Origin of the sequence: Vulcanisaeta moutnovskia 768-28, assembly GCF_000190315.1 — an archaeon.
GTDB lineage: Archaea > Thermoproteota > Thermoprotei > Thermoproteales > Thermocladiaceae > Vulcanisaeta > Vulcanisaeta moutnovskia.
Genome location: NC_015151.1, coordinates 2140919 through 2167913 on the forward strand (window position 1 = coordinate 2140919; position 26995 = coordinate 2167913).

Here is a 26995-nt window from a genome sequence, read left to right on the forward strand (position 1 = left end):
ACTTAAAAACTAATTAATAATTATAGTTAGTAATATGATGAGAAAGGGTCTATCAAAAAGCGCGACAGTAGCAATTGCAGTAATTATAGTGATAATAGTGATTGGTGTGGCGGCCTATATGTTATATAAACCACCCACCAAGGTCTCAAAACCCGTCACGCCTTCGAATGTTACAACGGTTACTCCAACGACGACTACCACAATAACGCCGCCATCGAATAATACACTGATTGTTGCAGAGACGACACCACCAGATAGCCTAGACCCAGCAATAGCTGCATACACTCAGGACATGGAGGTATTATATTCATGCTATCAAACACTAGTGATATTTAATGGCACGGACCCATCGACATTCCTACCATCTTTAGCCTACAACTGGACAATATCCAGTAATTACCTTAACTGGACCTTCTACATAAGGCAGGGAGCTTATTTCCAGAATGGCGATCAAATAAATGCAACAACGGTTTGGTTCAGCATCTATAGGTCAATAGTCATGAACCAATTTGGCGCATTCAATTTCCTCGACTTGCTATACAACGGGACAACGGCCAGTGTGACTGGATATGCTACTCCCTGGGGTGTTTGTCGTGCTATGGAGCAGATCTTTGGTCTTCAGTTCCCGAACCCACAGACCAACCTAACTGGTTATGAGGAGGAGTGTGCCTACGCCCTAGCCAATGTACTAAGCAACTTTAATGTGCATAATCAATCAATAGTGGAACTAATGGAATACCCAGACCAGGCAGCAGTGGTTAAGGGACCATATGAAATACAATTCAACCTGCTAGCGCCATATTATGACTACCTAGGCGTAATGTCTGGTTCCTGGGCGATGATCGTTGATCCAACATTCGTTGATCAAAATGGTGGCGTACAGCCAGACTCAACAACATCCTATCTAAGCACAAACATGCTTTGCAGTGGGCCATATACACTTAAGCAGTACATACCTGGTGAGGAAATAGTACTAACGGCTAATCCAAATTACTGGGCTGCAAAGAACCCACCAAACTTCATGCTTACGCCAGCCCATATTCAGAATATAGTCATTAAGTACTACACAAGTTTTGACGAAGAAATATTAGCATTTAAGACAGGATCTGCACAAGCGATAGATCCCAGTCCACATGAATCACCACCACCAATATATTTATCAACGGTTTTATCAATACCAAACGTGGTCATGTATGGACCTATTTGGTCAGGGGGTGATGTATTCCTAGTATTTGACACACAGAGATACCCATACAACTTAACTGTGGTGAGGGAAGCCTTTGCATATGCAATTAATACCACAGAAATAATAGACACAGTATTAAAGGGATTTGGCGCGCCATACCTAGGTCCAATACCGCCATATCCACCTAATCCATACTACAACCCAGGTAATTTACCGCCATATCCTTATGATCCAAATAAGGCAATTGAATTATTGGCAAGTGCCGGATTCCAGCTTACATTACCAAATGGGACTGTGATAAATCCAAACGGTAAGCCATTAACTGTGCATTTATGGTACATAAGCACTGACTTAACATTCACACAAGAGGTTCAAATGATACAGCAAATGCTCAGTAACATTGGTGTCAATGTAATACTTGAGGGCGTACCAGTGAGTTACTTGGTTTCTGCCATGGAGAATCCGCCAACATCTCCGCAATATCCAGGTTTCTTCCTGCTTGATTGGTACCCAGATTGGTGGGATCCAGTAGCTCAGGAGGCTTGGTTCATACTCAATGTTGATTTTGGAGGTATTACAGGCAATGAGGCTTGGTACAATAATTCACTAGTCAATACTTTAACCACAGAGGCAGTATTTACGACAAATATAACACAGAGAGTCGGGCTTATGGAACAAATCTACGCTCAGGTATATAAGGATGTGCCATATATATGGTTATATGAGCCGGCATTCTATGGTTTTACGTATAAATATGTATGTGGCATACTGGTTAATCCATTGATAACTGGATTCTACTACCCAACAATGTACTTCTATAATGGAACAGGTACTTGTATAAACTACACACCAATATATACAATAACAGGCAGTTCATAGTCAATTTATATATAAGTGAGTTAAACTTAAAAATTAATTATTATTTTTTGTAATAATGGGCCTTGCATCTTTTCTAATTAGGAGAAGTATAAATATGGTCATTACTGTGCTTGGTGTGATTTTCATAATGTTTATAATAACTCATGTAATAACTCCAAATCCGGCAGTTGCGTGGGCAGGTCCACATCCTGTACCCTCAATAGTTGAGGCAATAACTAGGGAGTATCACTTGAATGACCCTGTTTATGTTCAATTCTACTACTTTCTAGTAACTGTACTTCAAGGGAATTGGGGTGAGGATCCCATGTACCATCAACCAATAATACAGTTAATAGACGTTTACTTCCCAAGGACTCTTGAACTTACGATATTTGCCATGATCGTAATAGTAATAATAGGTATTTTAACGGGCGCTATAGCTGCTGTACATAGGAATACACCAACGGATTATACAATTAGGGCATTCTATCTAGTAACTTGGTCAATGCCACCATTCCTTGTTGCAATGCTTCTCCAATTAGCAATAGCATATGGATTGAAACTCTTGCCAGCCACTGGGTTAGCAAATCCATTATTATCTCCACCAAAACCAATAACCGGTATGCCCACAATTGACGCATTAATTGAGGGTGATTGGATATACTTCTGGTCAAGCCTTAGGCATCTAATTTTACCGGCTACTGCGCTGGCTCTTGTGGCATTTGGTATAATATCAAGACTCATTAGGAATGGTATGATCGACATTGCTTCAAAACCTTTCATAAGAACAGCAATAATGAAGGGACTTAGGGAAAGAGACATTGTTTTTAGACACATGCTAAGGAATGCACTTATACCGGCAATAACAATTCTAGCATTAACATTTGCTTCGTTACTTGCAGGAGCTGTTGTTATTGAGGATGTATTCTCATGGACAGGAATGGGATGGCTACTAACACAAGCCCTTTACCAGCAGGATTACCCCTTAGTAATGGCTGGAACGTTTATAGTAGCCATTGGTGTAGTCATACTAAATTTAATAGCCGATATACTATACGCCATTGTAGACCCTAGAATAAAACTTGAGTAGTGACCCAACATGGCAATCCAAGTTACTATTGTCAAAGAACGTAAACCTTCAGCACTGAGATTATTTATGACTTACATGATCCATAATCCACCAACACTTATTGGCTTTATAATAACGGTAGTATTCTACGGCTGGGCAATAATAGAGGGTATTCTGCAATTACTAGGTATGGTCCTCCATAATCCTGCACTTGGATGGGCACTACTACCCTATAATCCCTTTGCGGTTAAATACATTGCTGCCTTTAAACCGCCATCTATTACTCATTTATTCGGTACTGACAATCTAGGTAGGGACTTATTTAGCGAAATACTCTATGGTACACCAACCGAAGCATTAATATCAATTCTAGTTGTGGGTTCGGCAGTTCTCATAGGAGGTCTAATAGGTATGATCTCTGGATATTTCGGTAAGTATGTTGAAGAAGCTGGCATGAGAGTTACTGACATGTTTTTGGCATTTCCAGCAATAATCCTTGCACTTGCTGTAGAGGCAGCCATAGGCAGAGGCGCCATAAATGCAGCAATAGCCCTAATGGTTGTCTGGTGGCCAACTTATGCAAGGCTCTTCAGAGCTGAGACTCTTAGAGTGAAGACACAGCACTTCATCGATGCTGCAAGGCTTTCAGGCTCAAGCACAATAAGTATAGTATTTAAACACATATTCCCAAATGTACTGACACCAGTCATTTCCTACGCAACAATAGACTTGGGAAACGTAATACTGTCATACTCAATAATAAGCTTCCTAGGTTTTGGAGTACCACCACCATACCCAGAATGGGGTAGATTAGTGTCAGAGGGTTTTCAATACTTTCCGGCACCAGCATGGTGGTACGCGATAATACCCGGAGTAGTAATAACAATAGTAGTAATAGGACTTGCACTACTCGGTGATGGAATATCAGAGTACATAACAAGCGGTGGTATAACAGCGTGAGTCATGTAAGCAGAAATCAGTAAGGATGTCCTTCATCAAGTCTCAGGGTCTAGGGACTCATCATAAGCTTAAATTAAAATGAGTGATACGATATTTATTTGATTTCTTAATGACAAGTAAATATTGATTAGGTTAGACTTACAGGTAAATCGGCATCGGTTCACCAAGTCCTTTCTCACCACCAAGGCATCAATAACATAGTCAATGTCTAAACCCCTCCTCCTAAGCGCTTCAACTAAAGCCTCAGGCAATTCCATACGCAATCAACAACTCCACTAAGAACTATAAACCTTAATATACAGGATTCAGAAAGAGAAAACTAAACCGACTGTAATAACGTAAAAATACTTTAAATAGGGCACATAATGGTTAAATCATGTGATGACTTCAGCCTTGCCTGAACACCTGATGAGCCCAGGCGTCACTGAGCACAGATAAGGCAGTTAAGTAATGCAAATTCCCTTAGCAGAAATACTAACAGTAGTATCACGCCAAACTTGTAGGAGGTTGGCTTATTAGATTTATTGGGGGAGGTAGAGGAAGTGAAACTTCCCGCGTCCTCGAGGGGAAGTTAGTCCCGTAGATGGCACGGGGAGGAGAATAGGGGTGATGAAGCCAAGTGACCAATAGCCGCAATGATGGCCGAACCCTAACCGCATATCCTGTTAATGAGCAGCCGCTTAACACCTTAGCCACCTCAACGGGTATCTTAACATTGTCAACAATCGCGCTACCCTCATTAAACGCAAAAACCTAGCCATTAAGTCTCGGACCAATCCTCTTATTAGGCCTTTTATTAACGCCACCCATACGCGTCCCTGAACTGCATGCAATCTTAAAAATTCTCAACATATCGAGACCTAAGGCTTTAACCTAATGATAATGTTCGTTAAGAGGGTGGGCAGGGAGTCCATACTAAGCTTGACGATACTCCCGATACGTACGGGTAGTTAGGTAACGCGTTTAACATGGACGGGCTTCCCGTCACGTTCGCCGTTGTAGCTGATTGAGGCACTACATTAATGTCCCATTCCACGTCGGCCCAAATGGTCTCTGTGGTGTAGTATCCACATAAAACCTGAGAGGTGACGGCGTAATTCTCGAAGTCGACATTAAAAACAATATAATATGATTGTAGTTGATTAAAGTTCGGTAGGAATATGTTGACTGGTGTTATGTCTTCAAAAGCATTTGGAAAACCGGCTTGAGCAGATTGATATATGTTGAATGTCCACGTTATGTTGGACACCTGTATAATAGAAACACTAGGTAGGCTTGTTTCTGCGGCCGAGTTTTGTGAGTCGCTGATGCTCTCACTGGTACCTGAAGGTAATGAAATGCCGACGGATAATGATGGGATACCTGTAACCGTAATGCCAAATGATACTGTGTAACTGGATGTACTAGATGTCGGTGGTGGATTCCAGGAACTATTATACATCGTTGAGTTCTCGTAGTAATCCCCATAGCCGACAATTTGGGCTGGTAGGTAGTAGGCTGGAGCATACCCAGGATACTGCACCTCATATATTGAGTTACCTACGGCTAGGCATGTGTCCCAGTAGAATGTACCATTGCCATCGTAGTAGGCTTGTACACCGTTGTCGCTTGTACCATAGAACATTGGTGCTGCCCATATTAGTGTGCTTTCACCATTCGTGTACACCCCTGTCCCCTGTTGGGATGTGTACTGTTGATACTCCGCATAGCATGGGTCCTCGTTGTCGATGACTCCGTTAATGGTTGGGGGCGCGTTAACAAGCTTCATTGTGTTTACTATGAATTGCTGTAGTTGGCTTAGGTATATTGGCCCTATCACTAATCCTCTCGGCTTTACCCACCTGGCTACGATTATCATTGGTTCCTTCGCATTTACTGGTATTGTTGGGTATGCGAACATGTAGTCTATTAGCCCTGCGCCAGCGATTGCCGTATTGTTCACCGCCCTTGCCCATACGTATGCTAGCGTGAACTCGACAACATTCTCTAGGCTGGCGTTTGCGTAAATGCCAACAATGCCTCCCCTAGCCAGCGTTGAAGCCAGGTAGCCGAATACTGGGCTTGTTAAGTTAACAACGTACACCCTCCCAGAATCCCCAACAATAACGTCACCGCTAATAAAAGGCCAGTAAACCAAAACAACGCTACCGTTAGGTAAGCTGGGTAGGGCGTTAAGCGGTATGGGCTTGATTAAGGAAGCATTAACGCTAACTGAGGCCAATTCCTCAACGAGGCTAACAGGGCCGACAACATAAATGGGAACACTCAGCGGAGCCACATTAAAATTAACGGTTGCTGTAGTGGGTGTGGTGGATGGCGCAGTGGTTGCTGGTTTATGCGTGGTTACAATGCCAGCCACAGCAGCCACTATAACAACCACCACTACCACACCCACCCAGACCCATTTAGAGATACCCGTCTTCATAAACGCTATAATACTATAGAGTTTTCTATAGAGTTTTTAAATTCTACCCACATGAACATGGGTCTGGGTTTAATTATGATTTAATATTTAAGAGTCATTGCGGCGTAGGTAACAAACCACTGGTGCACTGGAGGCTTAATTAGTTATAGCCACGTATATATACTGGTATATGCACGGTGGCCCGTGCCTATATGCATGGTAAGGAGGAATTGACCATTAATTTGGTGGGCCCGGTGGGATTTGAACCCACGACCTACGGGTCTGGAGCCCGCCGCTCTGGACCTTGCTGAGCTACGGGCCCATTTTTCTGTATATTGTAGTTTTTTATGTTTTTTGCATCATGACCAATATTTGATACGGTTTTGTTCTGCGATTAGTATTTGCCGTAGAATGCTTGTCTTAGTGTTGTCCCTATTAGTCCTACCGCTGCCTTTGCGTGTGGTATTGGGAATCCGTAGAATCCATGGGTTACTCCGTTGAATCTTACGACTATTGTTGGTACGCCAGACTCGGCGAGTTTTGCGGCGTAGGTTTCTGCCGAATCTCTTAGTGGGTCATACTCCGAGGTTATTATTAAAGCTGGTGGTAGGTTGCTCAGATTGTCGATGAGTATTGGTGAGAATCTTGGGTCGAAGGCGTCAGCTGGACTCCTTAGGTAAGCTTTGTTGAAGAACGCCATTGCCTCACGTTCTAGGAATAGTCCCGTTGAGTATTCTCTGATTGTGTATGATGCTGGATCAACGCCGACAAATGGGTTTATTAGTACTTGGTACTTAAGGCTTGGTTTTAGTCCCTGGTCCCTAGCCATTATAGCTACCACAGCGGCTAAATTACCACCGGCGCTATCGCCACCGACAGCCACCTTCTCTGGGTCACCATTGATTTCCCTGGCATGCTCAAGAACCCACTTCGTCGAGTCGAAGGAGTCAATAACTGCTGCTGGGAACTTATGTTCGGGAGCTAACCTATAATCCACAGAAACAACTACACAATCACAGGCGACCGCTAATTCTCTGCATAATGGGTCGTAGGTTTCAACATCGCCAAGTACGAAACCACCGCCGTGGAAGTAAACGAGTATGCCGAGATCAGTGCCTTCTCTGGGAACGTAAATCCTAACCGGTATCTTAGCTTCTGTACCTGGTATCGTTATATCATATACCTTGTAGATGGATCTTCTTGATTGCGATGCGAAGAATGCCCTAAACATTTTCCTGAACTCACTAAGGGGTATTTTCGTCATTTGTGGCATTACCTTGTTCAGCTCCTCAAGGACTCTCCCAACCGCGGGATCCAAAGGCACATTATCAATGTGTGCTGAAGCTCTAAAGTATTTGTTCTATATAGGTATTAAATTAACGTATTAATGCTTCCATCCCCACCTCCACCTATGTCTATGCCTAACTCCTTGTGGTGCCATTATTATAGACACCAGAGTGTTCGATGCGGCATCTGAATCAAGAACTATTACTGATCCATCTTCCCTCTGGATGAGCGCTGGACCACATGGTGTGCTTATCAGCACCCTTACGATGGACCCATCACTCAGCCCTAAATCCCTGAGCCTCTCACTACTCACCTTAACAATCTTAACTATTGAATTGTTAGGTACGCTATTTATTGATAAATAATCATTACTACTCATAATGCAATCACCATGAATAGTGCCAGGTAATATGCGATGTATGCCAATGTCAACGCTAGTATGAATTGTAAAATGGTATTTATTATGGTGAGCTTTACACCAACAATTCTACTTTCGGTAATGAAAGTTGCGATGCATGGCGAATAGAAAGTTACGAATACGATTAAGGCTACGGCAGACGGCAAGGTAATAAATGACTTAATGGCATAGGCAAGCCCTCCTTCCTCAACACCGTACAATAAAGCCAATGTGCTCAGCACAACCTCCTTGAATATATATCCATAAACAAGCGATGCGGAGACCTGCCAAGGTATACCAATGGGGCTTAACAATGGCGACATTGCACTACCTACTATTCCAAGCCAGGTCCGTTTAAGTAATACTGGATTCTTCAGGGCTGATGGACCTATTATACCACTTGGTCCAGTTATTGATAGGAGCCACATTACTATTATGAACACTATTATTAAAACACCAGCCCTCAGTATGAATTCATACGTATAGTACCAAACCTTCTTAATGAAGGATTTATACAACGGTATTGTTAATGGAGGCAATTCATAGGCATACGGTACACCTTTACCTATGAACCTGAGGCGTATTTTTGCGGTATTTGATATCATAATTACACCAATTAATGCTACAGCGTAGGGTAACACAACAATTAGGCCCATTAAATGTGGTATTACGGCAGCTGCTATTAAAGATATTATCACGAATCTAGCGGTACACGGTATGTACGGTATCATGAGCGCTGTAAGTACCCTATCCCTAGTGCTTGGCATGGCCCTTGTAGCCGTTATAGCAGGTATGTTACAACCGGAACCAGCGATTAGGTATATTAAACCCCTCGAAGGAATGCCAATCCTTCTCAACCACCTCTCTATTGGGAAGGAAATTCTTGTAATCAAGCCTGAATCCTCAATAAATGCTATAAGAAACGCTACTCCAAAAACGTAAGGTATGAAGTCAATTAAGGTCGCAAGACCATTCCATACCCCATCTAGAAGTAGTGATCTTAAAATATCATTACCTACGTAATACTCAACGAGACTACTGACAGGTAACGAGCCAAGGGCTGTTGATAGTAAATCTACAAGTGGTTCGAGGGCTAGGAATATGGTTTCGGCAATGGCAAATAGAATTAATAACGACAGTAATGGTCCATATTTCGGATTTAGGAATAGCTCATCATACTTACTTATGGCTACCTTAGCACTTTTTATAACAAATTTATTAACAAGTAATTTAACGGTTTTCCAACGCATCTCTGTCACATAATTATCTATATTAGGTATTTCCTTGCGCGCATTCTCGATTATCTGCCTTATGCCATCATTTATGAGATCTCTCGTTATCGGATTACCACTCAGGATCTCTACGGCAAGCCCTCGTGATATCTTAAAGTTGTTAACCAAGGCATCTATGTACTTCTCAAGTCTATCGTAATTAACTAACTTTGCATTACCCAGCTCTATCTCATGGGCCTTCAGGACCATGTTTTTAATATCCCTTAATCCATAACCCTTAACAGCCACTGTAGGTATTACGTGTATTCCCAGTACTTTCTCTAGACCATCAATATCATAGCGAATACCTTTCTTCATTGCTAAGTCCATCATATTAAGGGCTAAGATTGTCGGTTTACTAAGTTCTAATACCTGGATCAATAGATAAAGTGTTTGTTCAGGGCTTAAGGCCGACCCGACGACGATAATGGCATCATAATCACCAAGAAGTAACTCCTTAGCCGCTACGGCTTCGTCGATCATGTCAGCCTTGAGACTATAAGTACCTGGTAGGTCTTTCATTATCACTCTTGTTCCTTTGACGCTATAGCTAACTTCGTTAATTGAGACGGTAGTGCCTGGGTAATTAGCCGTTCTAATGAAGGCTCCGCTGAGCCCACCAACTAGGGTGGACTTACCACTATTTGGGACTCCAGCAACAATTACCTTAATGGTTTTATTCCGTAATGAGTACATCTACAGCATTATCGTATAACTTTATACTATGTTAAAAATATTTCGCGTAACCTTAATTAGGGTTACCCTAACAGTAAGGTTTATAAATTCTATTAGGGCTACCCTAATGATATGCAAACACAAAAGCAAAGAACAAGCACTAAAGTATGGCTGTTAGCTGGTATTATATCGACAGCCATAGTTATAGCAATATTATCAATGCCCGAGATACTTGAGCCGCTTGCTAAATATATCGTTAGATCAATGGGTCCTTATTGGTTATTGGCGGTTTTAATTGTCGGTGTGATACATGGCTTGAAGCCTGATGAGCACACTTGGCCGATCACAGTATCCTACGGTCTAATGCAGAGAAGCATAAAAGGTGTTGTCGCCGCCGTTTCCGTGTTTGCTGGTGCCTTGACACTGGTGTGGACCTTAATGAGTGCTTTGGTTGGTGAGTTGATGGGTTTACTTAATACCTCGATTCTTGATCCGTATGTCGACATAATTGTTGGATTAACAATGATAGGGGTCGCCGCATATTTGGTGTTTGGGAGGCATGGGAATAATCATAACATTAAGACTGCGGATTACAAGTTGATATGGATACATGGCTTGGCAGCGGCATTTGGTGGTGATTTCTTCATTGTTTTGATATTAACTATTGCTATTGCTCCCATGATTACGACCAGGTTATCATTCCTTGTCGGCTTCATGTTCGGGTTCGGTTCTTGGGTTGCTCAGACTATCATAGTGCTGGCCATTTATAAGGGCATTGTTAAGAGCGTTGGTGATTGGAGTGTCGTTGCTGATGCAGGTAGGATTGCCCTTGGGATGCTGGGCTTATTCATGATTGGTCTTGGTATTTACTCATTCTTTATTCCCAGTGACTAGGGGAAGCACTGTTTTTAAACAGGTGCTTGGCGCATCAATGCTGTGGTTACTACTGAAAGTATTAGGTTGAGGAGTTACTTGTTTAATTATCCCGTCAATAGGCCTAGGAGGCTTAGGTCGAATGTCCTCATTAGGAATATGGTCGCTGAAACGATGCTTAGGCCCGATGACTTTGTAATGCCAATATTCGTTAGGGAGGATATTAACGAGCCGGAACCCATTAAGTCATTACCTGGGCAGTATAGGTGGCCGCTCAATGATAAAATACTTAATTTTGTCGATCAATTGATTAATTCTGGCATTAAGTCAGTTATTTTGTTTGGCATACCTGAGCATAAGGATGAGTGGGGTAGTTCGGCATATGATGAGCATGGTATAATACAGAGGACAATTAGGTTCTTGAAGGACTCCTTTGAGGATAAACTCATTGTAATGGCTGATGTATGTCTTTGTGAGTATACAGACCATGGTCATTGTGGCATTGTTAAGAGATTGTCCGATGGCAAGTATGTTGTGGATAATGATTCAACAATAGAGCTCTATGCAAAAACGGCCGTAACGTATGCGGAGTCTGGTGTTGATGTTGTTGCGCCGTCGGGTATGATGGATGGGCAGGTCAAGGCGATTAGGGAGGCCCTTGATAGGGCAGGTTTTAGTGATGTCATTATAATGGCCTATAGCGCCAAGTACGCAAGTTCATTCTATGGTCCATTTAGGGAGGCCGCGGCTAGTGCCCCTAAGTTTGGCGATAGGCGTAGTTACCAGATGGACCCAAGGAACGCCCATGAGGCCCTTAAGGAGGTTGTCATGGACATTAACGAGGGCGCCGACATAGTCATGGTCAAACCGGCAATGCTCTTTCTCGACGTTATTAGGCTTGTTAAACAGAATTTCCCAGAGATACCGCTGGCTGCTTATCAGGTAAGTGGTGAGTATGCAATGCTCAAGGCAGCCATAATGAATGGTTGGCTTGATGAGAAGAAGGCTATTCTCGAGTCCTTAATTGCCATTAGGAGGGCTGGAGCAGATTTAATAATTACGTATTTTGCAAAGGATGTTGTTGCTTACCTTGATGAAATTGAGCGACTCTTTTAATCATTATTATTGTCTAAAAATAAATATTTATTCAATATACTTATTTTTATTCTAGAGAAAACAATATAAATTCCTCTTAATCACAACATGACGACTGGCTATGGACCTCAATCAATTCTTGTCGGATAGGTCAAAACTAATGAAAGCTTCTGAAATCAGGGAATTATTGAAGTGGGTTACTGAAAACGTGATATCCTTTGGAGGTGGGATGCCTGATCCATCATCTTTCCCTGTTAAGGAAATAATAGAAATAACGAGAGATGTGCTATCCACAAAAGCTGAGAGGGCTCTTCAATATGGAACAACAGGTGGCATTTTAGAATTGAGGGAGGAATTGATAAGGTTCATGAATAAGGAGGGGATTAAGATCGATAAACCTGAGAATATAATAATTACAGTTGGTAGTCAGGAGGCACTTGATATAATTGGCAGGTTATTCATTAATCCAGGGGATTACATAATAACCGAGAGCCCCACGTACTTAGCTGCCTTACAGGCTTTTAGGATTTATGGACCTAGGATAATCGGTATACCCATGGATAATGAGGGCATCAAAATAGATGCTCTCGAGGATACTATTAGGAAGATAATTGATAATGGTACTAAGCCGAAGTTTATATACGTAGTGCCTACTGGGCAGAATCCAACGGGCATTACAATGAGTATGGAAAGGAGGAAGGCATTACTTAATATAGCCAGTAGGTATGACCTACTGATAATTGAAGATGACCCATATGGCTATATCTACTTTGGTGATGACCACCCACCAGCAAGGCTTAAGGCAATGGATAGTGAGGACAGGGTGATTTACTTATCTACATTTAGTAAGATAGCCGCACCTGGACTTAGGCTTGGTTGGGTCGCGGCAAGCAGTGAGGTAATTAGGTGGTTTGAACTTGCTAAGCAGTCCATTGACCTGCACACATCAACACTTAATCAGTACATTGCTGTTGAATTATTAAGGAGAGGTATTATTGAGAGGAATATACCGAGAATAAAGGAGATCTATAGGTCGAAGAGAGACCTAATGCTTCAAGCATTGAGTGAGTACATGCCTGATGGTGTCACTTGGACCAGGCCATCGGCTGGCATGTTCATTTGGTTAACAACACCTGAGAAGATTGATACTGGTGAAATGCTTGGCGTGGCTGTTAAGAAGTATGGCGTGGCTTACGTACCTGGTAAGTCATTTTACCCAAGTGAGGATAGGCATAATGATATGAGACTCAACTTCACATACCCAACACCACAGCAGATCTTTGAGGGTATAAAGAGACTAGCATTAACCATTAGGGAGTACTTGTCTCAGTAGTTTCAGTATTTTCTATGGGTTTTCATTTTGTTTCACGTGGAGTTCATCGTAATTACCGCGAGGTAATACTTCACGAATCCTTATAAGCTACTTTATAACTCCTATCTTAATGCAGAGAGGTGATTCTGAGGATAGCGCCATTGATAGGTTGGGCATTAATAAATTGGGCGATATATTAGGAACTGTTGAGAGAAGCATTAATGAAAATAGTAGATTGATATTAACGATAAGTTCAAGACTTGGTCATAATGAACTGATTAGTAAGCTCTTCATTGGATCGTACATAGTCGTTCTTGATTTCTCAACAAACAATGAGGTCTTGCTTAGAGTTAGTAAAGTCGAGAGTACTATCAACCCACCACTTTCAATAAGGGGTACAAACTCAACATATATTAAGGTTATTAGTGACTTCGTTATTTCACGAATTAAGAATAACGGATCCTACAGATACACAACATTGCTTATAATACCTGTTAACGGCAGTTTAGTTATTTACCCAAGTGGTGATGTTATTAGGGAATTTATTGGACTAGTAGGTAATTTAATGTTCGGTAAGACAATGATTAATGGCTATGATATACCAATAATGCTTAATGAAAGTGTATTGAGTAAGGGATTATTAATAACGGGCCAGCCAGGTTGCGGTAAGTCATTCTTCATTAAAAAATTGATTAAGGGATTACATTCAATAGGTGATTATGAAAACATAATAATACTTGATAGGACTGGTGAGTATCCAAAGGGCCTTATTGAGGATGGCATAGATGTCTCAGCATTAGTACCACTGGATCTTATGAAGTTGAATAGGCCAATAGATATTGATGAGTTGAAGAAGTACATTGTTGATAAGTTACGTATTTTAGGCTTTCGGAGTAAGAGGGCTAGAATTACAATGAGCATGTCCAAGAATGATGGTATTGAATTTAACGTTGATTTCCAGAGGAAGGATTTTGGGAAGTTGAGTATTATGCCATTATCGATTAGGTTTAGGTGGTTCATTGAGAGAGCTATTAATTATTTAGATCCTGAGATTAAGTATGTCATTACTACGTTGATGATGGAAAATGAGAAGGCCCTTAATACGGCTCAGAGTTTCATTAGCGTCATCAAGGATCCCGAACTACTTAATACTATCGGTCGATCACCAATAAATAAGGCCATTGATCTTGCGTATTCATTAAAGGATACTGGTTACTTTGATGCATTGGTAAATGTAGGCGGCGATAACATTGACATTTCTATCTTTAGTCCAATAAGGATATTGAAGAATAGGATTGCTGTAATTGATCTTCATGAATTACCTGACTCATTAATGAATATATATGAGACCATACTCATTGAAGACATTACCAAGTGGTTCATGGGATCTAAGGATAATAGGGTTATTATGATTGTTGATAATGCTGAGGGTCTCATGAGCAATAAGGATCTATTGAATTCATTAATTAATAGCATGAGGATTGGCAGAACCCATGGTGTATTCTTCATAATTGCTACAAGGCTATTCTCACGGAAACTGTATAGGGAATTTGGAAACCTGGTTATTATGAGGATGAATAGTTCACTAAAGCTTAGTAATTGCCCTGAGGGTATGAACCTACTTAATAATGAGTTCATTCTCCTATCTCCGTGGTTAAACATTAACTGTATAAAGGGTTCAATAGCGTAATTCTTAATTATAGTTATAATCACCACCTAGTAATGGTAATAATAGCTGAATTACCGCCGTTAAGAAGGATTGATAACATAAATAATTACTTAGATATGGTGGGTAATATTGTTGATTATGTAACGCACGTAGACATACCTGACTCCACATTTGCAAATCCATCAGCCAATGCAGTACTTGTTGGGGCGTTAATTAAACGCAGGTATGGTAATGTTGAAGTTATGGCAAATGTCAGGGTGGCTGATCATAATAAGGTTGGGCTCGTGTCATTAATAATGGGTGGTCTAGCAAATGGTATTAAGGATTATTTATTAATGAGGGGGGATTTAGGACCTGGTGTTACTGCGGTTACTGATTTAACACCAATAAGTGCCATTGATTATTTAAGAGGCGTTGAACAAATAGATGATGCAAGGCTTGGAATCTCCATATCGAACTTTGATGAGGGTTACATAAAGGAGAGACTAAGTGCTAAACCTAACTTTGCTATGCTTCAATATACCTTATCAATGGATGATTTAATAAGGGTTATTACGGTAAATAGGGAATTCAATGTTGATGTTTATCCTCCCTTATTAATAATTACTAATAAATCATCAAGGATAATAAGCAGAATACTTAATGCTGAAGTTCCAGTAAAGCAGGACCCAATAGATGATGCTGTTAAGAGAGCTCGTGAATTATTACAGTACTTCCCCGGTATTTACCTGTCAGCGCCTGGGGATTTTGACGCAGTAATAGAGACCGCTAAGGCATTGAGGAGGTACTTATGACTCTCCCTCGCCTTCCTCCTCGCCTGGCAATTTAAGCAATGACTTTATTTGTTTCTTAGTTGGTGTCTCAGTCTTAGCTTCAAGCTTATCTTTATACATTGCTATTACTGTATCAACAATGCTAAATATAGCCCTAGCAGTATCTGAGGTGGAGTACTTCATTAGGAAGGGTTCACCTAAGTCATTTGATTCACCGATCCTTGGGTCAAGTGGTACCATGCCAAGGTACGGCACGCCATACTTATCAGCCATTTCCTTACCAATTAATCTACCAAACACATAGTAAGTCTTACCAGATTCAGGACAATAGAAACAACACATGTTCTCAATTATGCCAACTATCGGTATTTTCACCTTCCTTGAGAAATCAATAGCCTTCTGCACAATCCTCTTTGAGACATCACTTGGCGCAGTGACTATTATGCTACCTGTCATTTCATTAGCAAGGGTTTGAGCTATTGTTAATGGAGCATCACCTGTGCCCGGCGGTAAATCTATGAATAACGCGTCTAAATCGCCCCAAAGAACACTACCCAGGAAGTCCTTAATGGCTCTATCAACTAATGGGCCCCTCCAAATTACGGCAGTATCTTCGGTTGGTAATAGGAAGTCCATGGAAACTACCTTTATGCCAAATGGGCCTTCGGCAGGTATTATCTTCTCATCCTCACTAAGGTAAAGGTTAGCACCAACTAGGCCGAGTAACTTTGGTACTGTTGGACCGTAAACATCAGCATCAAGCACACCAATCCTATAACCCCTCATTGCAAAACCCAGCGCTAGACTCGCAGTAACGAAGCTCTTACCAACACCACCCTTACCACTCATTATTGCAAATTTTGTTTTAATGGTCTTCATGGTTTGCGCAATTTCTCCAGTGTCTAATGGACCTGCCTTCTGCACGGATACCTTTATCTTACCCCCGCCTTGACTACCTTGTGATGACATGTGTATTACAACTACACTTGATGTATTTAAAAATCAAACTCCTTAAGTTATTATTTTAGTACTGCGATATGAAGTCCTCAACCTTCGGAATCTCCTTAGGCAACCCCTTCCTCTCCCTAATCTTCATTACTATATCAACAAGCATGTTCTCAGGAACTGGCGACCACCTTGAGAACTGAAGGCTCCAGAACACTCTACCTGCGGTGGCACTTCTCAACTCGTCGCTTAGGGTAAATGATTCAATGACGGGTATCTCACCCTTAATCGTAACCATGTACTCAGACTGCACCATATCAATAACCTTACCCCTATGCCTATTCAACACGCCAATTACTGAGCCAATGTTTTCCTGGGTCGTCTTAGCCTCTATGGAAAGCACAGGTTCAAGCAGTGTTGGTCTTGCTGCGAGTATTCCAGCCATTATGGCGTTCTTCGTTGCTGGCATTATCTGGGCTGGACCTCTATGTGCTGGATCCTCGTGAACGACAGCATCATGGAGTATTACCTTTATTCCTCTAACTGGTTCCTGAGCTAATGGGCCTGTTTGTATTGACCACCTAAAGCCCTGCACTATGTAGTCCCGAATCTCCCTAAGGTACTGAATACCTGTTGTTTTATCAACAAGGACATTAATGTACTGCTCGTCAACGGTCCAAATGCCCCTAGCCTCATCAGTATCCCAACCAGCCTTCTCCCTAAGTATCTTGGCTCTCTCCCTTGGATCCTGGTCATCAGTAACCTCACCGTATTGAATTAACCTAATGGTCTCCTCATCAAGCGGCTCAACACTTATGTATAGCCTATTGTGCTTATTTGGTGACTTGCCCTCGAAGGTAGGCGATGTAGTCCTAACGGCCTCCCTAAACCTGACCAATGGTTGTGATACTGCGAAATCAAGCTTAGTCCTCTCCTTAAGCAACCACGTGGCAATTTCGAGATGAAGTGTACCAACGCCACTAAGTAATATCTGTCCAGTCTCCTCATCAATCTTTAAGCTAAGTGTTGGATCTTCAATAGTTAACTCCTTAAGACCTTCAACAAGCTTTGCAAGGTCATTTGGATTCTTGGGTTCTATTGCGACTGTGACTACGGGCTCGCTTATATACTTCATTCTCTCAAATGGTGCAGCCACGTCCTTAATTGATGAAGCTACAATGGTCTCACCAGCCCTCGCATCATCAACACCCAATAAAGCAACTATGTTGCCAGCAGGTACCTCAGGTATCACTATTCTATTTGGACCCATGTATAGGTATGTCTGTAAGACCCTCTTGGAAGTCTTGGCATTTATTAGGTAGACCTCGTCACCCTCCCTAATAGTGCCACTAAACACCCTGCCAGTAGCTATCAAACCTGCATGTGGGTCCTTATTCATCTTACTAACAGCTATTACGGTTGGTCCATCTGGGTCAGCCTCAAGCAATGCCTTACCAAGTGGTGAGTTTATGTCACCTCTCCAAATCTTTGGTATTCTATATCTCTGAGCAACGTTTGGTGGTGGTACATGCTCAACAATCATGTTTAGGATAGCCCTATACAGTGGAAATTCCTGGGCTAATTCATCAACGTAATTCTTCTCATAGGCATCAACAATATTACTGAATTTAAGACCTGCCTTTGCGGCTTGCGGTATCGTTACTCCCCACTTATTCAGTGCCGAACCCAGCGCTACCTGACCTTTTGATGGATCAACCTTCCACTTATCCTTGAAATTCGGATCAGCATACATATCTATTAAATTATTGAAGTCCTTAACTATCTCAATAATCCTTTCCTGGATCTCATTTGGATTAAGCCTAAGCTCCTTGATTAATCTATCAATCTTATTAATAAAGAGCACAGGCCTAACCATCTCCTCCATTGCCTGCCTAACCACAGTCTCTGTCTGTGTCATGACACCCTCAACGGCGTCAACAACGACGAGTGCGCCATCCATAACCCTGAGAGACCTCGTAACATGACCCGTGAAGTCAACATGCCCTGGCGTATCAACAAAGTTGATTATATATGGCTTACCCTCATACTCAAAGTATAGACTTATATTAGCAGACTTAACAGTCATTTGTCGTAATTGCTCTATCTCAACATAATCCATAGCAAGGGCCTTACCAGCAACCTTAGGGCTTAGTAAACCAGCACCCATTAGTAATGAGTCTGTTGTGGTTGTCTTACCATGATCAACATGCGCCAGGGTACCTGCATTTCTAACCTGGGCAGGATTTCGCATCATTGATAGTATATCCTCGATTTTCTTCTCGATAATCCTAACTGCCATCGATAATCAAAACCCAGCGTTAAGTAGTCCTAATAAACCTTTCTAATAACGATACGAGAAGTGACTAATACAATTCATGAAAAGTCGTCCCTGCTCTCCTTCATGTGCTTACTGCACGTGTTCATTAATGATAATAAACGATCTGAACAATTAATGTAATACCCTGGATTAATCGAATAATCACCAACTAACCTATCTAGTTCACCAATAACGAGTCTCCTTGAAACTGAGGAATAACCTCTCTTACAATCGCCCAATGAGTAGTCAATTAGTAGGTAATAAGTTGATGGGATGGCGATTTCCGTAGGTAATGATCCCAGTAACAATTCCTTAGCAACATTGAGGTGAACATTCCCATGCCTGAGGTAATGTCCACCACCAATACCCACCAAATGAGCAAATTCATGGGCAAGCACCTGCCAGCCCCAATAATTAGCACAGTTACCAAAGTCATACCTAATACGATTAACCCCAATATGAACACTAACGGATTTATATCTCCTAATGTACATTACATAACCATAGACACGTCTATAACTGACATTACCATGAATATAAACACTACGTATATCCTCAGGAACCCCAAAGGAATGGGCATTATTAAACATGGTAATTATAAAATTAATAATACTATTATTCTTAAAATCCTTGGTACTAAGCAGGTTAATAATGGAATGACTAATGCTATACCTAACTCCATTATTCAATACCTTGACCCACAGACCCAAAAACATGCCATTAATTTATAAGCAAAATCCTCCAGGGAGATTCAGTTCCAGGCTAATCTCCTCATTAATCGGTGGAGGTGCATATCATCACTGGGACTAAAATATTACACTATACTTATACTTATAAAGTATTATATTAAGTAACAATCATGGTAAAGTGGATTAAGTTAACTGTAATTAATGATAATAAGCCAAACTCATCACTACTGAATGATTGGGGATGGAGCATACTCATTGAGACAGATAAATGGGTGCTTCTTTATGATGCTGATACGGAACCGAGGATTATGGAGAATAACATTAAGGCCTTGGGCATAGACCTCAATAGAATCGATGCAGCCTTTCTTAGTCATTATCACGCAGATCACTACGGCGGATTTAAATATATTAGTGAAATTAGGAGAGGATTGATTGTCTATGTTCCTGATGTGGATGACGTACTGCGTAGGTGGGGCCTCAACCCAGTTACAGTTAGGGATTCGAAGGAGGTACTTGAGGATGCCGTTACGACGGGTGTCATGAGTGGTATGGGTGTTTATGAACATTCATTAATTATTAAATTGAGCGGTTATGGTTCTGTTGTTGTGGTTGGTTGTTCCCACCCTGGCATTGACAATATCGTGAAGAGAAGCCATGAGTTGCTCGGTGATGTTTACCTGATAATTGGTGGTTTCCACGGCCCATCTAGGCAACAACTTGATGTTGTCGCTAAGTACTCAAGGTATGTATGCCCAGCGCATTGCTCTGGCGATGAGGCTAGACACTACGTGAGCGTGGCTTATAGGGATAAGTATTGCGATGTTAAGACCGGTACTGTAATTATCCTACCAATGAGTTGATTCAACTAGAATGGTTCTTAAATTAGTGGGGTAATATCGTTGATTAATAATGGTTAGTAAGGACGTGATCTTCGATGAGGTTAGGAGGGTTGGTAGAGAGTGGGTGATTAGGGGTAGAGTTAGGAGTAGGTCTAGACCAAATACCTGGCATAGTGTTGAGGTTAGGATTAGGAGGTTGAGGAATGGTGAGGTTGCCATGGTTGGTAGGTGTGATTGTGAGGCGTTTACTAAGGGCCACATGGTTTGCTGGCACATGCTCCACCTGACCAATGCCTTTATTAAGAATAGGCATAGGTTGGTTAGTGGCCTTGGGTTTTCTGTTAATTATTGATTGAAAGAAAGATTTTTAACACAGCACTAGGTCAATAGTTGTGCTTGACCTACTATCAATAATGGTATTCATATACCTAGCAGGAAATAACTCATTGGTAACCATAAACGCAACGTTATATACACCAGCACTGCTAATGAACATAACACTTCCTGTGCAGCCCCTGGGCCCCGTAACTGTGGTAAATAGTACAGGACAATCAATACCCTACTACATATCGAATAACGAGGTATACCTATCTATGGTTAATCCAGGAAATGTAACAATAATATATACGCCATACATAAACGTCCTTAACAATGGAACACTACAAATAAGGATAAGCACTGACTACGAAACTCAAGTCTACATGGCAAGTAATGTATTGCCAACAACAATACCAAGTAATATACAGGGCTTTCAGGAAACGAGCAATGGAATTGTACTGGCACTAGCGCCAGGTAATTACGTGATAAACTTCATAACAACAGGACCTGTAATAACCACAACCACACAACATGCAATGAAGACGAACATGGCGCAGTCCGCTCTTTACTCATCATTAGGCTACATAATAGTAATAATTATGATCGCGCTGATACTATCGGTATTACTCATCATGAGACACCGGAAGTGATTAGTAAAACCCGGGTAAACGTTAATAATTGAATCACTAATTAAGGTTGTGAGCCTAAAATTACCACCATACACATTTGACGACTTCCAGATAGGCATGAAAATGAGGTCACAGGGATTAACAGTCACTGAGACCCATATCATCCAGTTTTCTGGATTAACGGGAGATTACAACCCATTACACGTTGATGATGTGTTTGCAAAAGAGACCATATTTGAGGGTAGGGTCGCCCATGGACTACTGATCCAAGCCCTCGCCGTTGGTCTATTCGCACCGTTAGTTGCTGGGACAACGATAGCATTAATTGAGGTTAGCTCGAAATTTTTAAGGCCAGTTAAGATTGGTGACACGATATACGTCGAGTCCGAGGTCGTTGATAAGAAACCAAGCGAGAAGTACAATGGTGGTATAATAACATTCAGGCATGAAGTTAAGAATCAAAGAGGAGAGACAGTAGCTACAATAGAGACGAAGCTCCTAATAGCAAGGGGATTAGCAATAAGGAAGAATGCATTAAAGGCGTAAAGCCGTAGATCACGACGAGTAGCGCTTTTAAACTGGGTCCTTTATTATCATTACTAGCCGGGTCGTCTAGCGGCCAAGGATGGCGGGCTTTGGACCCGTTGACCCCGGTTCGAATCCGGGCCCGGCTACCAGTTGGAGCATTCGTTTTTGTTCATTCTGCCTGGTGTCCTCCTTAACCTGTACTTACTCACCGTCTTTTCATGTATCTTTTTCAATACCTCATAGACCTTGTGAGCTTTAGATTCTCTTAATTCCATCATAGTTATGTATGCGTCAAAAGCTGTTATTGCGGCCTTACTTCCTCGCATGTTGCAAATGAGTTATTTTGCGCTACTGTGTTAATTAGGTGATTAAGGGAATAGATATAGAGCTAAGCAATCATATCGCCCTGTGATTAAAGTCTCGGATATAGTACAACCACTCTACTGGATCTTCCGATTTTTTCATGGGTCATTACCCTGACATACCTACCTACCCTACTCATTGCATCATTTAATTCCTCCTGAGTTGGTCTTCTCCAGGGTGTGCCTGGTATTGGTATTAATGGATCAATTATTAGAGTTGGGTCCTTTGCAATACCTGCTAGGTATTTCGCTATTTCCTCAATGTCATTAATATCGTTTAGCCCAGGTATTAACACGGTCTCAAAAATAACCTTAATACCACTCTCCAGTAATCGCCCCGTATTCCTTAGTACAGGTTCAAGGGGTTTGCCCGTATACTTGATGTGCTTTTTTGGATCAAGGGTCTTGATCCCAATGATGACTTCACAATCACCGCACAATTTTAACTCATTGAGTAATTCATTGTTTATTTCGTAGGCGTTGGTTAGTAATCTTATTCTTAGTTTCCTATTACTCAACTCCTTAATTATCATAGGTAAAGCTGGATCAATTGTTGGTTCTTCGCCACCGAGAACAGCCTCCTCTAGGCCATATTTAGCTATTGCATCATTGATTATTCCCAGGAATTCATCCGTGCTTAACAATCCCTGAAACCTCAGTCTAGTCAATTCGTTATTACTTAGATGATGATCCCATGGCGTTAGTTTCCTTATGCACCATGGACAGTGGAAATTACAACCCATGTATTGTACATAGGCTGATTTTATATCGATGTAATACGTTATGTGACTTATCCTTGTTATCACAAGATAGGATAAATAACCTACTTATAAAACTGGTGTGACAAAAATTTAAAAACGGTTTAGACACTACGGTATTAATATGGGGATTTTTAGGAAGGAGTTTACGTATAATAAGCAGGTAAATCTCAATGATGTTGTGCAGAAGTTCTCGAGTTATCTAGTTAATGATGGTTGGAGAGTGCAACAGAAGGTTGAGGGTAGTAGGGCTTTAGTGCAGGCCCAGAAGGGTGGTATATTGAGGGATCTAATTGCTGCTGATAGGGCCTTAACATTCACGTTTGAGCAATTTTCAGATAAGTTAAGGGTTACTGTTGGTGTTGGTAAGTGGTTACAGAATCTTGCTGTAACGGCCCTTGAGACCCTCTTTCTTGGTGAATTATTCCTTGCCGTTGATGTTGCTGAGATGCTTTGGAATGAGCATGTGGAGAAAACCCTAGTTAAGAAGCTTGAGGAGATCATTCAAACCTCATAGGCGCTCTTTAGCATTAAGGTTAAAATATGTCTTTATTAATGGTTTATTTGATGCTGATGACTTGCCCATCTGATTATGTGATGTGGCTTTAGGGGCTGGGCTTAGACTGGTAATTCTACCCCTATGCTCTTTAGTACTGAAATCGCTATTTCCTTATCTTCCTGTGGTTTATTACCCGCAATGCCAATTGCAAATAATAATCCCTGTAATCTAAAGGGTACACCACCTGCTGATGTATTTAGTCTCTCGTTCCATTCGCTACCATGCTCAGTACCTGTATAGTTAGGAACTTCGTCAGATGGCAATTTAAAGGCTGCGGCGGTCCATGCTCTATCACGAGAAACCTCCAAATAACCGTATGATGCACCATCCATTCTATATATTAATACTGGCCATCCCCATTCATCAACTATTGTTATGACTACTGGGTGTAACTTCTTCTCCATGACGTGATTGATCACGGCGTCTGCTACCTTCCTTAATGACCTAAGTCTATCCTCGCCAATGAAGTCTATGTGATCCTCCCTATAAAATGCGCTCAACCCTGCCTGCGCTATTGCCTCATCCTCCTCAGCAGAACCACCACTATGCCCTATACCGCCAATAACCCTATTGCCTGAGATCACGGGCACTGAGCCGGGAATTATTGTGAGCCTACCATTGTACTTAACATTGAGTCTCCAACCCTGCCCCCTCGTGATAACCTCAAGAACCCTAGCCGATGTCTTCATTGTTGCTGCTGTCCAAGCCTTGTCAATTGCAATATCAAAGGTTGCTGATAGCCCATTATCCCTACGTTCAGCTGCAATCACATGACCACCCTCATCTACCACAGCGAAACTACCTGGTAGCACCTTATTATCCTGAGCATACCTAATCATTGCATCGATCATTTTTCTAGCAATATCAAGAGTTAAGAATCTCGGCGCACTCATGATAATACACCCCTCCTAGCCCTTGGGTCGAAGTTCCTCTTAGGTTCAAGCCTAAGCCCTGACTGCATTAATAACTCAATGACCTTCTTACCAAGCATTGGTGATGCTGACACACCAGCAGGACCAAGCACTATGTTGATCCAATTAGGCACATAATCAGGTATGTCAACTACAAAGTCATGCCAACCAGTATCCGCGTTAGTATACGCCATGAATCCCGTGAATGACTTAACGACATGCCTTTCAAAGGGTATTTCTGGGAATAATTCCTTAGCAACCTTAATATTATGATTAACAGCCTCTTCATGAACAGCCTTATCACTCCTATACGTGAGTTCTAGGTAAATACCTGACCTGGCAAGCCCATAGATGTTAGGTAATACAGCCTTTACATGAGGTAAGTCCTCCATCCTAGGCAGTACATGAACCTCATGACTTATTAATTTACCAACCTCTTCATCAAAGTCTGTTAATGTACCCTTCAATGGAACTATTGAGAAGTTTCTCGCACCAATCATCTCAGCAATTCTATCAACCCCAATGCCGGAGGCATTAATGACGAAGATCGACTTAACGATTAATCCCTGCTTTGTATAGATACTATACGTTATACCCTGCCTTTCAATCTTAGTAACCTCCTGCTTAAGTAAGAACTCAACACCGTTAGCCTTAGCATTCTCAGCAAGAGCCTTAGCAACCTTAACTGGGTCTGTAATACATAGATTTGGATCATGCAGTGCACCCAGGGCATTTGGCATAATGTACGGCTCCATATCCAGAAGCCGTTTTCTATCCACAAACTCGAGTGGTTGAAAGCTACCTTCAGGAATATAATAAGGCGCATTTGGCTCAAGTGAGGACTTAAAAGCCCTTGAGTAAAGTCTTAGGTACCTCTTGAAATCGGCCTTATCCCTAATTAGCCAAAGACCACCAATTCTCTTCAATGGAAAATTCAACTCTTCAGCGAGTTTCGGCCAAAGCGGTATGCTCTTAATATTCAATTCAGCATGGAGTGTACCTGGTCTGAATGACAAAGAATCACCACCCTGGCAGACCAAGTTATGGTTTGTTGATGTACTTTCTAGACCAATATCATCATGCATATCAATAACAACAACATTAACATTATATTGAGACAATTCACGAGCTATGGACACACCGGCAATACCACCACCAATAATGGCAATATCAAAATTAAGTGGTTCTGGCATATGTATTTGTGCTTATTATGGTTATTAAATAATGCGAATAAAGGAACTATATATTTAATGAAGCTCACACACCGGAATAAACTAAGTACTTAATGCCGTTAAACACAACCTCCTTTGTGGAGTTCCTTATTTCATCAAGAATCGACATATCCAGGTTATTCCTCTTAATAACATCCATTATCTGATCGATAGTCATTGGTTGAATCTTAAGAATACTTAGCAAACTATTTACTGGATCATCCCTATCTATATGAAACTCCCCTCTCTCAATATAATCTATTATGAATATCCTACTACTATTCACATACCTCGAAAGCACCCTAGCGAGGTTCATTAATACATCGGATGTTGGTGGCTTAACCCAGGACTCAGCGGGTGGTCTTGTGGGCACCATCATGTAGACTCTATCCGGTCTGTACCTACTTAGGGCATCACCAATACGTTCTATTTCATCCTCATTATCATTCACTCCCTGCACAAGCATTATCTCAGTCCATATCTGCCCACTAAATACCTCACGGAATCTCTCAATACCCTCTACGAACCTATCGAAGGTTATTTCCCTATGTGGTCTATTGATTAGCCTAAACGTTTTCTCGTTCCCTGCATCTGTACTAACCTTAACCACGTCTAATTCACTTAACCAAGTCCTGATTCCTTCATCAATTAACTTAGCCCCATTAGTCAGTATTGCTAATGGCTTATCCTGATTATTCCTAGCCCATTGTATTAGCTTTCCAAGTCCAGCATATAGTGTTGGTTCCCCATCACCAATAAATGTTAAATAATCATAATTCCTGGTCCTCGTAGCTATCTCTAACTCCTTAATTATATCCTCTGGTGGATAAAACATTCTTAAGTTATTTATTACATGCCTTGTCCTACCGAGTTGGCAGTATATGCAGTTGAAATTGCAGTACTTAAGCGGGACAACGTTGACGCCCAATGATCTGCCCAATCTACGTGAAGGTACAGGCCCAAAGACATGATTAGCCATATTAACATCCAGGGTACTAGTGTTGTATTTATTAAAAATACTTTATTAAATGTTGTATTTCTATTTCTAATAAATTAGTAATTGAATATAAAAATAAAAATTAATTAATAAAACCTCTTTC

At 41.4% G+C, this 26995-nt stretch carries 25 protein-coding genes and 2 tRNA genes; 14 read left to right on the forward strand and 13 right to left on the reverse strand.

Annotated features, from left to right (window positions below; genetic code table 11):
• Positions 1–34 precede the first annotated feature (34 nt).
• The 3 genes from VMUT_RS11305 to VMUT_RS11315 are packed head-to-tail and all read left to right on the forward strand — an operon-like array spanning position 35 to position 4073.
• The gene (locus VMUT_RS11305) at positions 35–2065 is read left to right on the forward strand and encodes an ABC transporter substrate-binding protein (RefSeq protein ID WP_013605547.1); all 2031 of its coding nucleotides are present in this window, start codon (positions 35–37) and stop codon (positions 2063–2065) included.
• Between the two features lie 55 nt (positions 2066–2120).
• Entirely contained in the window at positions 2121–3134 is a 1014-nt protein-coding gene (locus VMUT_RS11310) for an ABC transporter permease (RefSeq protein WP_013605548.1), read from the forward strand.
• 9 nt (positions 3135–3143) lie between these two features.
• The gene (locus VMUT_RS11315; RefSeq protein ID WP_048057056.1) at positions 3144–4073 is read left to right on the forward strand and encodes an ABC transporter permease; all 930 of its coding nucleotides are present in this window, start codon (positions 3144–3146) and stop codon (positions 4071–4073) included.
• A gap of 68 nt (positions 4074–4141) precedes the next feature.
• Here VMUT_RS11315 and VMUT_RS11320 read toward each other — a convergent pair whose 3' ends face one another.
• The 6 genes from VMUT_RS11320 to feoB form a co-directional block, all read right to left on the reverse strand.
• Complete coding sequence (locus tag VMUT_RS11320) at positions 4142–4330, reverse strand: hypothetical protein (RefSeq protein WP_048057057.1); 189 nt, start codon at positions 4328–4330, stop codon at positions 4142–4144.
• Between the two features lie 632 nt (positions 4331–4962).
• Positions 4963–6453 carry a hypothetical protein gene (locus VMUT_RS11325; protein ID WP_237699661.1) on the reverse strand — a complete coding sequence of 497 codons (1491 nt, stop codon included), beginning with the start codon at positions 6451–6453 and terminating at the stop codon, positions 4963–4965.
• Positions 6454–6720: 267 nt separating this feature from the next.
• Positions 6721–6799: transfer RNA gene (locus VMUT_RS11330), tRNA-Trp, on the reverse strand.
• A 72-nt stretch (positions 6800–6871) separates the two neighbouring features.
• Positions 6872–7801, reverse strand: coding sequence for an alpha/beta hydrolase (locus VMUT_RS11335; RefSeq protein ID WP_048057058.1), 930 nt, complete (start codon positions 7799–7801; stop codon positions 6872–6874).
• Between the two features lie 60 nt (positions 7802–7861).
• On the reverse strand, positions 7862–8143 hold the full coding sequence (locus VMUT_RS11340) for a FeoA domain-containing protein (protein ID WP_013605552.1): 282 nt from the start codon (positions 8141–8143) through the stop codon (positions 7862–7864).
• Positions 8140–10128, reverse strand: a complete 1989-nt coding sequence (gene feoB / locus VMUT_RS11345; protein WP_013605553.1) for a ferrous iron transport protein B — start codon at positions 10126–10128, stop codon at positions 8140–8142. The genes VMUT_RS11340 and feoB overlap by 4 nt, the downstream gene beginning before the upstream one ends.
• Before the next feature lie 111 nt (positions 10129–10239).
• On the opposite strand from feoB, the gene VMUT_RS11350 reads away from it, so the two are divergent.
• The 5 genes from VMUT_RS11350 (at position 10240) to VMUT_RS11370 (ending at position 15850) form a co-directional block, all read left to right on the forward strand.
• On the forward strand, positions 10240–11001 hold the full coding sequence (locus VMUT_RS11350; RefSeq protein ID WP_013605554.1) for a hypothetical protein: 762 nt from the start codon (positions 10240–10242) through the stop codon (positions 10999–11001).
• A 42-nt stretch (positions 11002–11043) separates the two neighbouring features.
• Positions 11044–12096: a porphobilinogen synthase gene (gene hemB, locus VMUT_RS11355; protein WP_013605555.1), complete on the forward strand. Its 1053-nt coding sequence runs from the start codon at positions 11044–11046 to the stop codon at positions 12094–12096.
• A 100-nt stretch (positions 12097–12196) separates the two neighbouring features.
• Positions 12197–13408, forward strand: a complete 1212-nt coding sequence (locus VMUT_RS11360) for an aminotransferase-like domain-containing protein (RefSeq protein ID WP_048057059.1) — start codon at positions 12197–12199, stop codon at positions 13406–13408.
• 109 nt (positions 13409–13517) lie between these two features.
• Positions 13518–15077, forward strand: a complete 1560-nt coding sequence (locus VMUT_RS11365) for a helicase HerA domain-containing protein (RefSeq protein ID WP_013605557.1) — start codon at positions 13518–13520, stop codon at positions 15075–15077.
• A 32-nt stretch (positions 15078–15109) separates the two neighbouring features.
• Positions 15110–15850 carry a hypothetical protein gene (locus VMUT_RS11370; protein ID WP_013605558.1) on the forward strand — a complete coding sequence of 247 codons (741 nt, stop codon included), beginning with the start codon at positions 15110–15112 and terminating at the stop codon, positions 15848–15850.
• On the opposite strand, the gene VMUT_RS11375 is transcribed toward VMUT_RS11370, so the two are convergent.
• From VMUT_RS11375 to VMUT_RS11385, 3 genes are all read right to left on the reverse strand, one after another.
• Complete coding sequence (locus VMUT_RS11375) at positions 15845–16798, reverse strand: Mrp/NBP35 family ATP-binding protein (protein WP_048057060.1); 954 nt, start codon at positions 16796–16798, stop codon at positions 15845–15847. The two genes, VMUT_RS11370 and VMUT_RS11375, sit on opposite strands and share 6 nt — an antisense overlap.
• 55 nt (positions 16799–16853) lie before the next feature.
• The gene (locus VMUT_RS11380; RefSeq protein ID WP_013605560.1) at positions 16854–19073 is read right to left on the reverse strand and encodes an elongation factor EF-2; all 2220 of its coding nucleotides are present in this window, start codon (positions 19071–19073) and stop codon (positions 16854–16856) included.
• A 74-nt stretch (positions 19074–19147) separates the two neighbouring features.
• Positions 19148–19807: a hypothetical protein gene (locus tag VMUT_RS11385; protein ID WP_013605561.1), complete on the reverse strand. Its 660-nt coding sequence runs from the start codon at positions 19805–19807 to the stop codon at positions 19148–19150.
• Between the two features lie 143 nt (positions 19808–19950).
• Between VMUT_RS11385 and VMUT_RS11390 the strand changes: the two genes are divergently transcribed.
• The 5 genes from VMUT_RS11390 to VMUT_RS11410 all read left to right on the forward strand — a co-directional run bounded on the left by VMUT_RS11390 (position 19951) and on the right by VMUT_RS11410 (position 22243).
• Positions 19951–20640, forward strand: coding sequence for an MBL fold metallo-hydrolase (locus tag VMUT_RS11390; protein ID WP_013605562.1), 690 nt, complete (start codon positions 19951–19953; stop codon positions 20638–20640).
• A gap of 49 nt (positions 20641–20689) precedes the next feature.
• Positions 20690–20971, forward strand: a complete 282-nt coding sequence (locus VMUT_RS11395) for a hypothetical protein (RefSeq protein WP_013605563.1) — start codon at positions 20690–20692, stop codon at positions 20969–20971.
• Positions 20972–21011: 40 nt separating this feature from the next.
• Positions 21012–21587 carry a hypothetical protein gene (locus VMUT_RS11400; protein ID WP_013605564.1) on the forward strand — a complete coding sequence of 192 codons (576 nt, stop codon included), beginning with the start codon at positions 21012–21014 and terminating at the stop codon, positions 21585–21587.
• Positions 21588–21683: 96 nt separating this feature from the next.
• Entirely contained in the window at positions 21684–22112 is a 429-nt protein-coding gene (locus VMUT_RS11405; RefSeq protein WP_048057316.1) for a MaoC family dehydratase, read from the forward strand.
• Between the two features lie 55 nt (positions 22113–22167).
• Positions 22168–22243: transfer RNA gene (locus VMUT_RS11410), tRNA-Gln, on the forward strand.
• Positions 22244–22506: 263 nt separating this feature from the next.
• On the opposite strand, the gene VMUT_RS11415 is transcribed toward VMUT_RS11410, so the two are convergent.
• Entirely contained in the window at positions 22507–23262 is a 756-nt protein-coding gene (locus VMUT_RS11415) for a radical SAM protein (protein ID WP_013605566.1), read from the reverse strand.
• A 76-nt stretch (positions 23263–23338) separates the two neighbouring features.
• Between VMUT_RS11415 and VMUT_RS11420 the strand changes: the two genes are divergently transcribed.
• Positions 23339–23731: a hypothetical protein gene (locus VMUT_RS11420; RefSeq protein ID WP_013605567.1), complete on the forward strand. Its 393-nt coding sequence runs from the start codon at positions 23339–23341 to the stop codon at positions 23729–23731.
• A 101-nt stretch (positions 23732–23832) separates the two neighbouring features.
• Here VMUT_RS11420 and VMUT_RS11425 read toward each other — a convergent pair whose 3' ends face one another.
• The 3 genes from VMUT_RS11425 to VMUT_RS11435 all read right to left on the reverse strand — a co-directional run bounded on the left by VMUT_RS11425 (position 23833) and on the right by VMUT_RS11435 (position 26874).
• Positions 23833–24666 (reverse strand): GlcG/HbpS family heme-binding protein, encoded by an 834-nt coding sequence (locus VMUT_RS11425; RefSeq protein ID WP_013605568.1) that lies wholly within the window; start codon positions 24664–24666, stop codon positions 23833–23835.
• Positions 24663–25877: an NAD(P)/FAD-dependent oxidoreductase gene (locus VMUT_RS11430; RefSeq protein WP_013605569.1), complete on the reverse strand. Its 1215-nt coding sequence runs from the start codon at positions 25875–25877 to the stop codon at positions 24663–24665. The genes VMUT_RS11425 and VMUT_RS11430 overlap by 4 nt, the downstream gene beginning before the upstream one ends.
• 64 nt (positions 25878–25941) lie before the next feature.
• A complete protein-coding gene (locus VMUT_RS11435; protein ID WP_013605570.1) occupies positions 25942–26874 on the reverse strand; it encodes a radical SAM protein in 933 nt (310 codons plus the stop codon).
• Positions 26875–26995 lie beyond the last annotated feature (121 nt).

Coding starts and splice junctions, on each gene's coding strand:
- VMUT_RS11305 (WP_013605547.1), top strand. CDS start 35: ATGATGAGAAAGGGTCTATCAAAAAGCGCGACAGTAGCAATTGCAGTA.
- VMUT_RS11310 (WP_013605548.1), top strand. CDS start 2,121: ATGGGCCTTGCATCTTTTCTAATTAGGAGAAGTATAAATATGGTCATT.
- VMUT_RS11315 (WP_048057056.1), top strand. CDS start 3,144: ATGGCAATCCAAGTTACTATTGTCAAAGAACGTAAACCTTCAGCACTG.
- VMUT_RS11320 (WP_048057057.1), bottom strand. CDS start 4,330: ATGGAATTGCCTGAGGCTTTAGTTGAAGCGCTTAGGAGGAGGGGTTTA.
- VMUT_RS11340 (WP_013605552.1), bottom strand. CDS start 8,143: ATGAGTAGTAATGATTATTTATCAATAAATAGCGTACCTAACAATTCA.
- feoB (WP_013605553.1), bottom strand. CDS start 10,128: ATGTACTCATTACGGAATAAAACCATTAAGGTAATTGTTGCTGGAGTC.
- VMUT_RS11350 (WP_013605554.1), top strand. CDS start 10,240: ATGCAAACACAAAAGCAAAGAACAAGCACTAAAGTATGGCTGTTAGCT.
- VMUT_RS11360 (WP_048057059.1), top strand. CDS start 12,197: ATGGACCTCAATCAATTCTTGTCGGATAGGTCAAAACTAATGAAAGCT.
- VMUT_RS11365 (WP_013605557.1), top strand. CDS start 13,518: ATGCAGAGAGGTGATTCTGAGGATAGCGCCATTGATAGGTTGGGCATT.
- VMUT_RS11370 (WP_013605558.1), top strand. CDS start 15,110: ATGGTAATAATAGCTGAATTACCGCCGTTAAGAAGGATTGATAACATA.
- VMUT_RS11375 (WP_048057060.1), bottom strand. CDS start 16,798: ATGTCATCACAAGGTAGTCAAGGCGGGGGTAAGATAAAGGTATCCGTG.
- VMUT_RS11380 (WP_013605560.1), bottom strand. CDS start 19,073: ATGGCAGTTAGGATTATCGAGAAGAAAATCGAGGATATACTATCAATG.
- VMUT_RS11385 (WP_013605561.1), bottom strand. CDS start 19,807: ATGTTTTTGGGTCTGTGGGTCAAGGTATTGAATAATGGAGTTAGGTAT.
- VMUT_RS11390 (WP_013605562.1), top strand. CDS start 19,951: ATGGTAAAGTGGATTAAGTTAACTGTAATTAATGATAATAAGCCAAAC.
- VMUT_RS11395 (WP_013605563.1), top strand. CDS start 20,690: ATGGTTAGTAAGGACGTGATCTTCGATGAGGTTAGGAGGGTTGGTAGA.
- VMUT_RS11405 (WP_048057316.1), top strand. CDS start 21,684: ATGAAAATGAGGTCACAGGGATTAACAGTCACTGAGACCCATATCATC.
- VMUT_RS11420 (WP_013605567.1), top strand. CDS start 23,339: ATGGGGATTTTTAGGAAGGAGTTTACGTATAATAAGCAGGTAAATCTC.
- VMUT_RS11425 (WP_013605568.1), bottom strand. CDS start 24,666: ATGAGTGCGCCGAGATTCTTAACTCTTGATATTGCTAGAAAAATGATC.
- VMUT_RS11430 (WP_013605569.1), bottom strand. CDS start 25,877: ATGCCAGAACCACTTAATTTTGATATTGCCATTATTGGTGGTGGTATT.
- VMUT_RS11435 (WP_013605570.1), bottom strand. CDS start 26,874: ATGGCTAATCATGTCTTTGGGCCTGTACCTTCACGTAGATTGGGCAGA.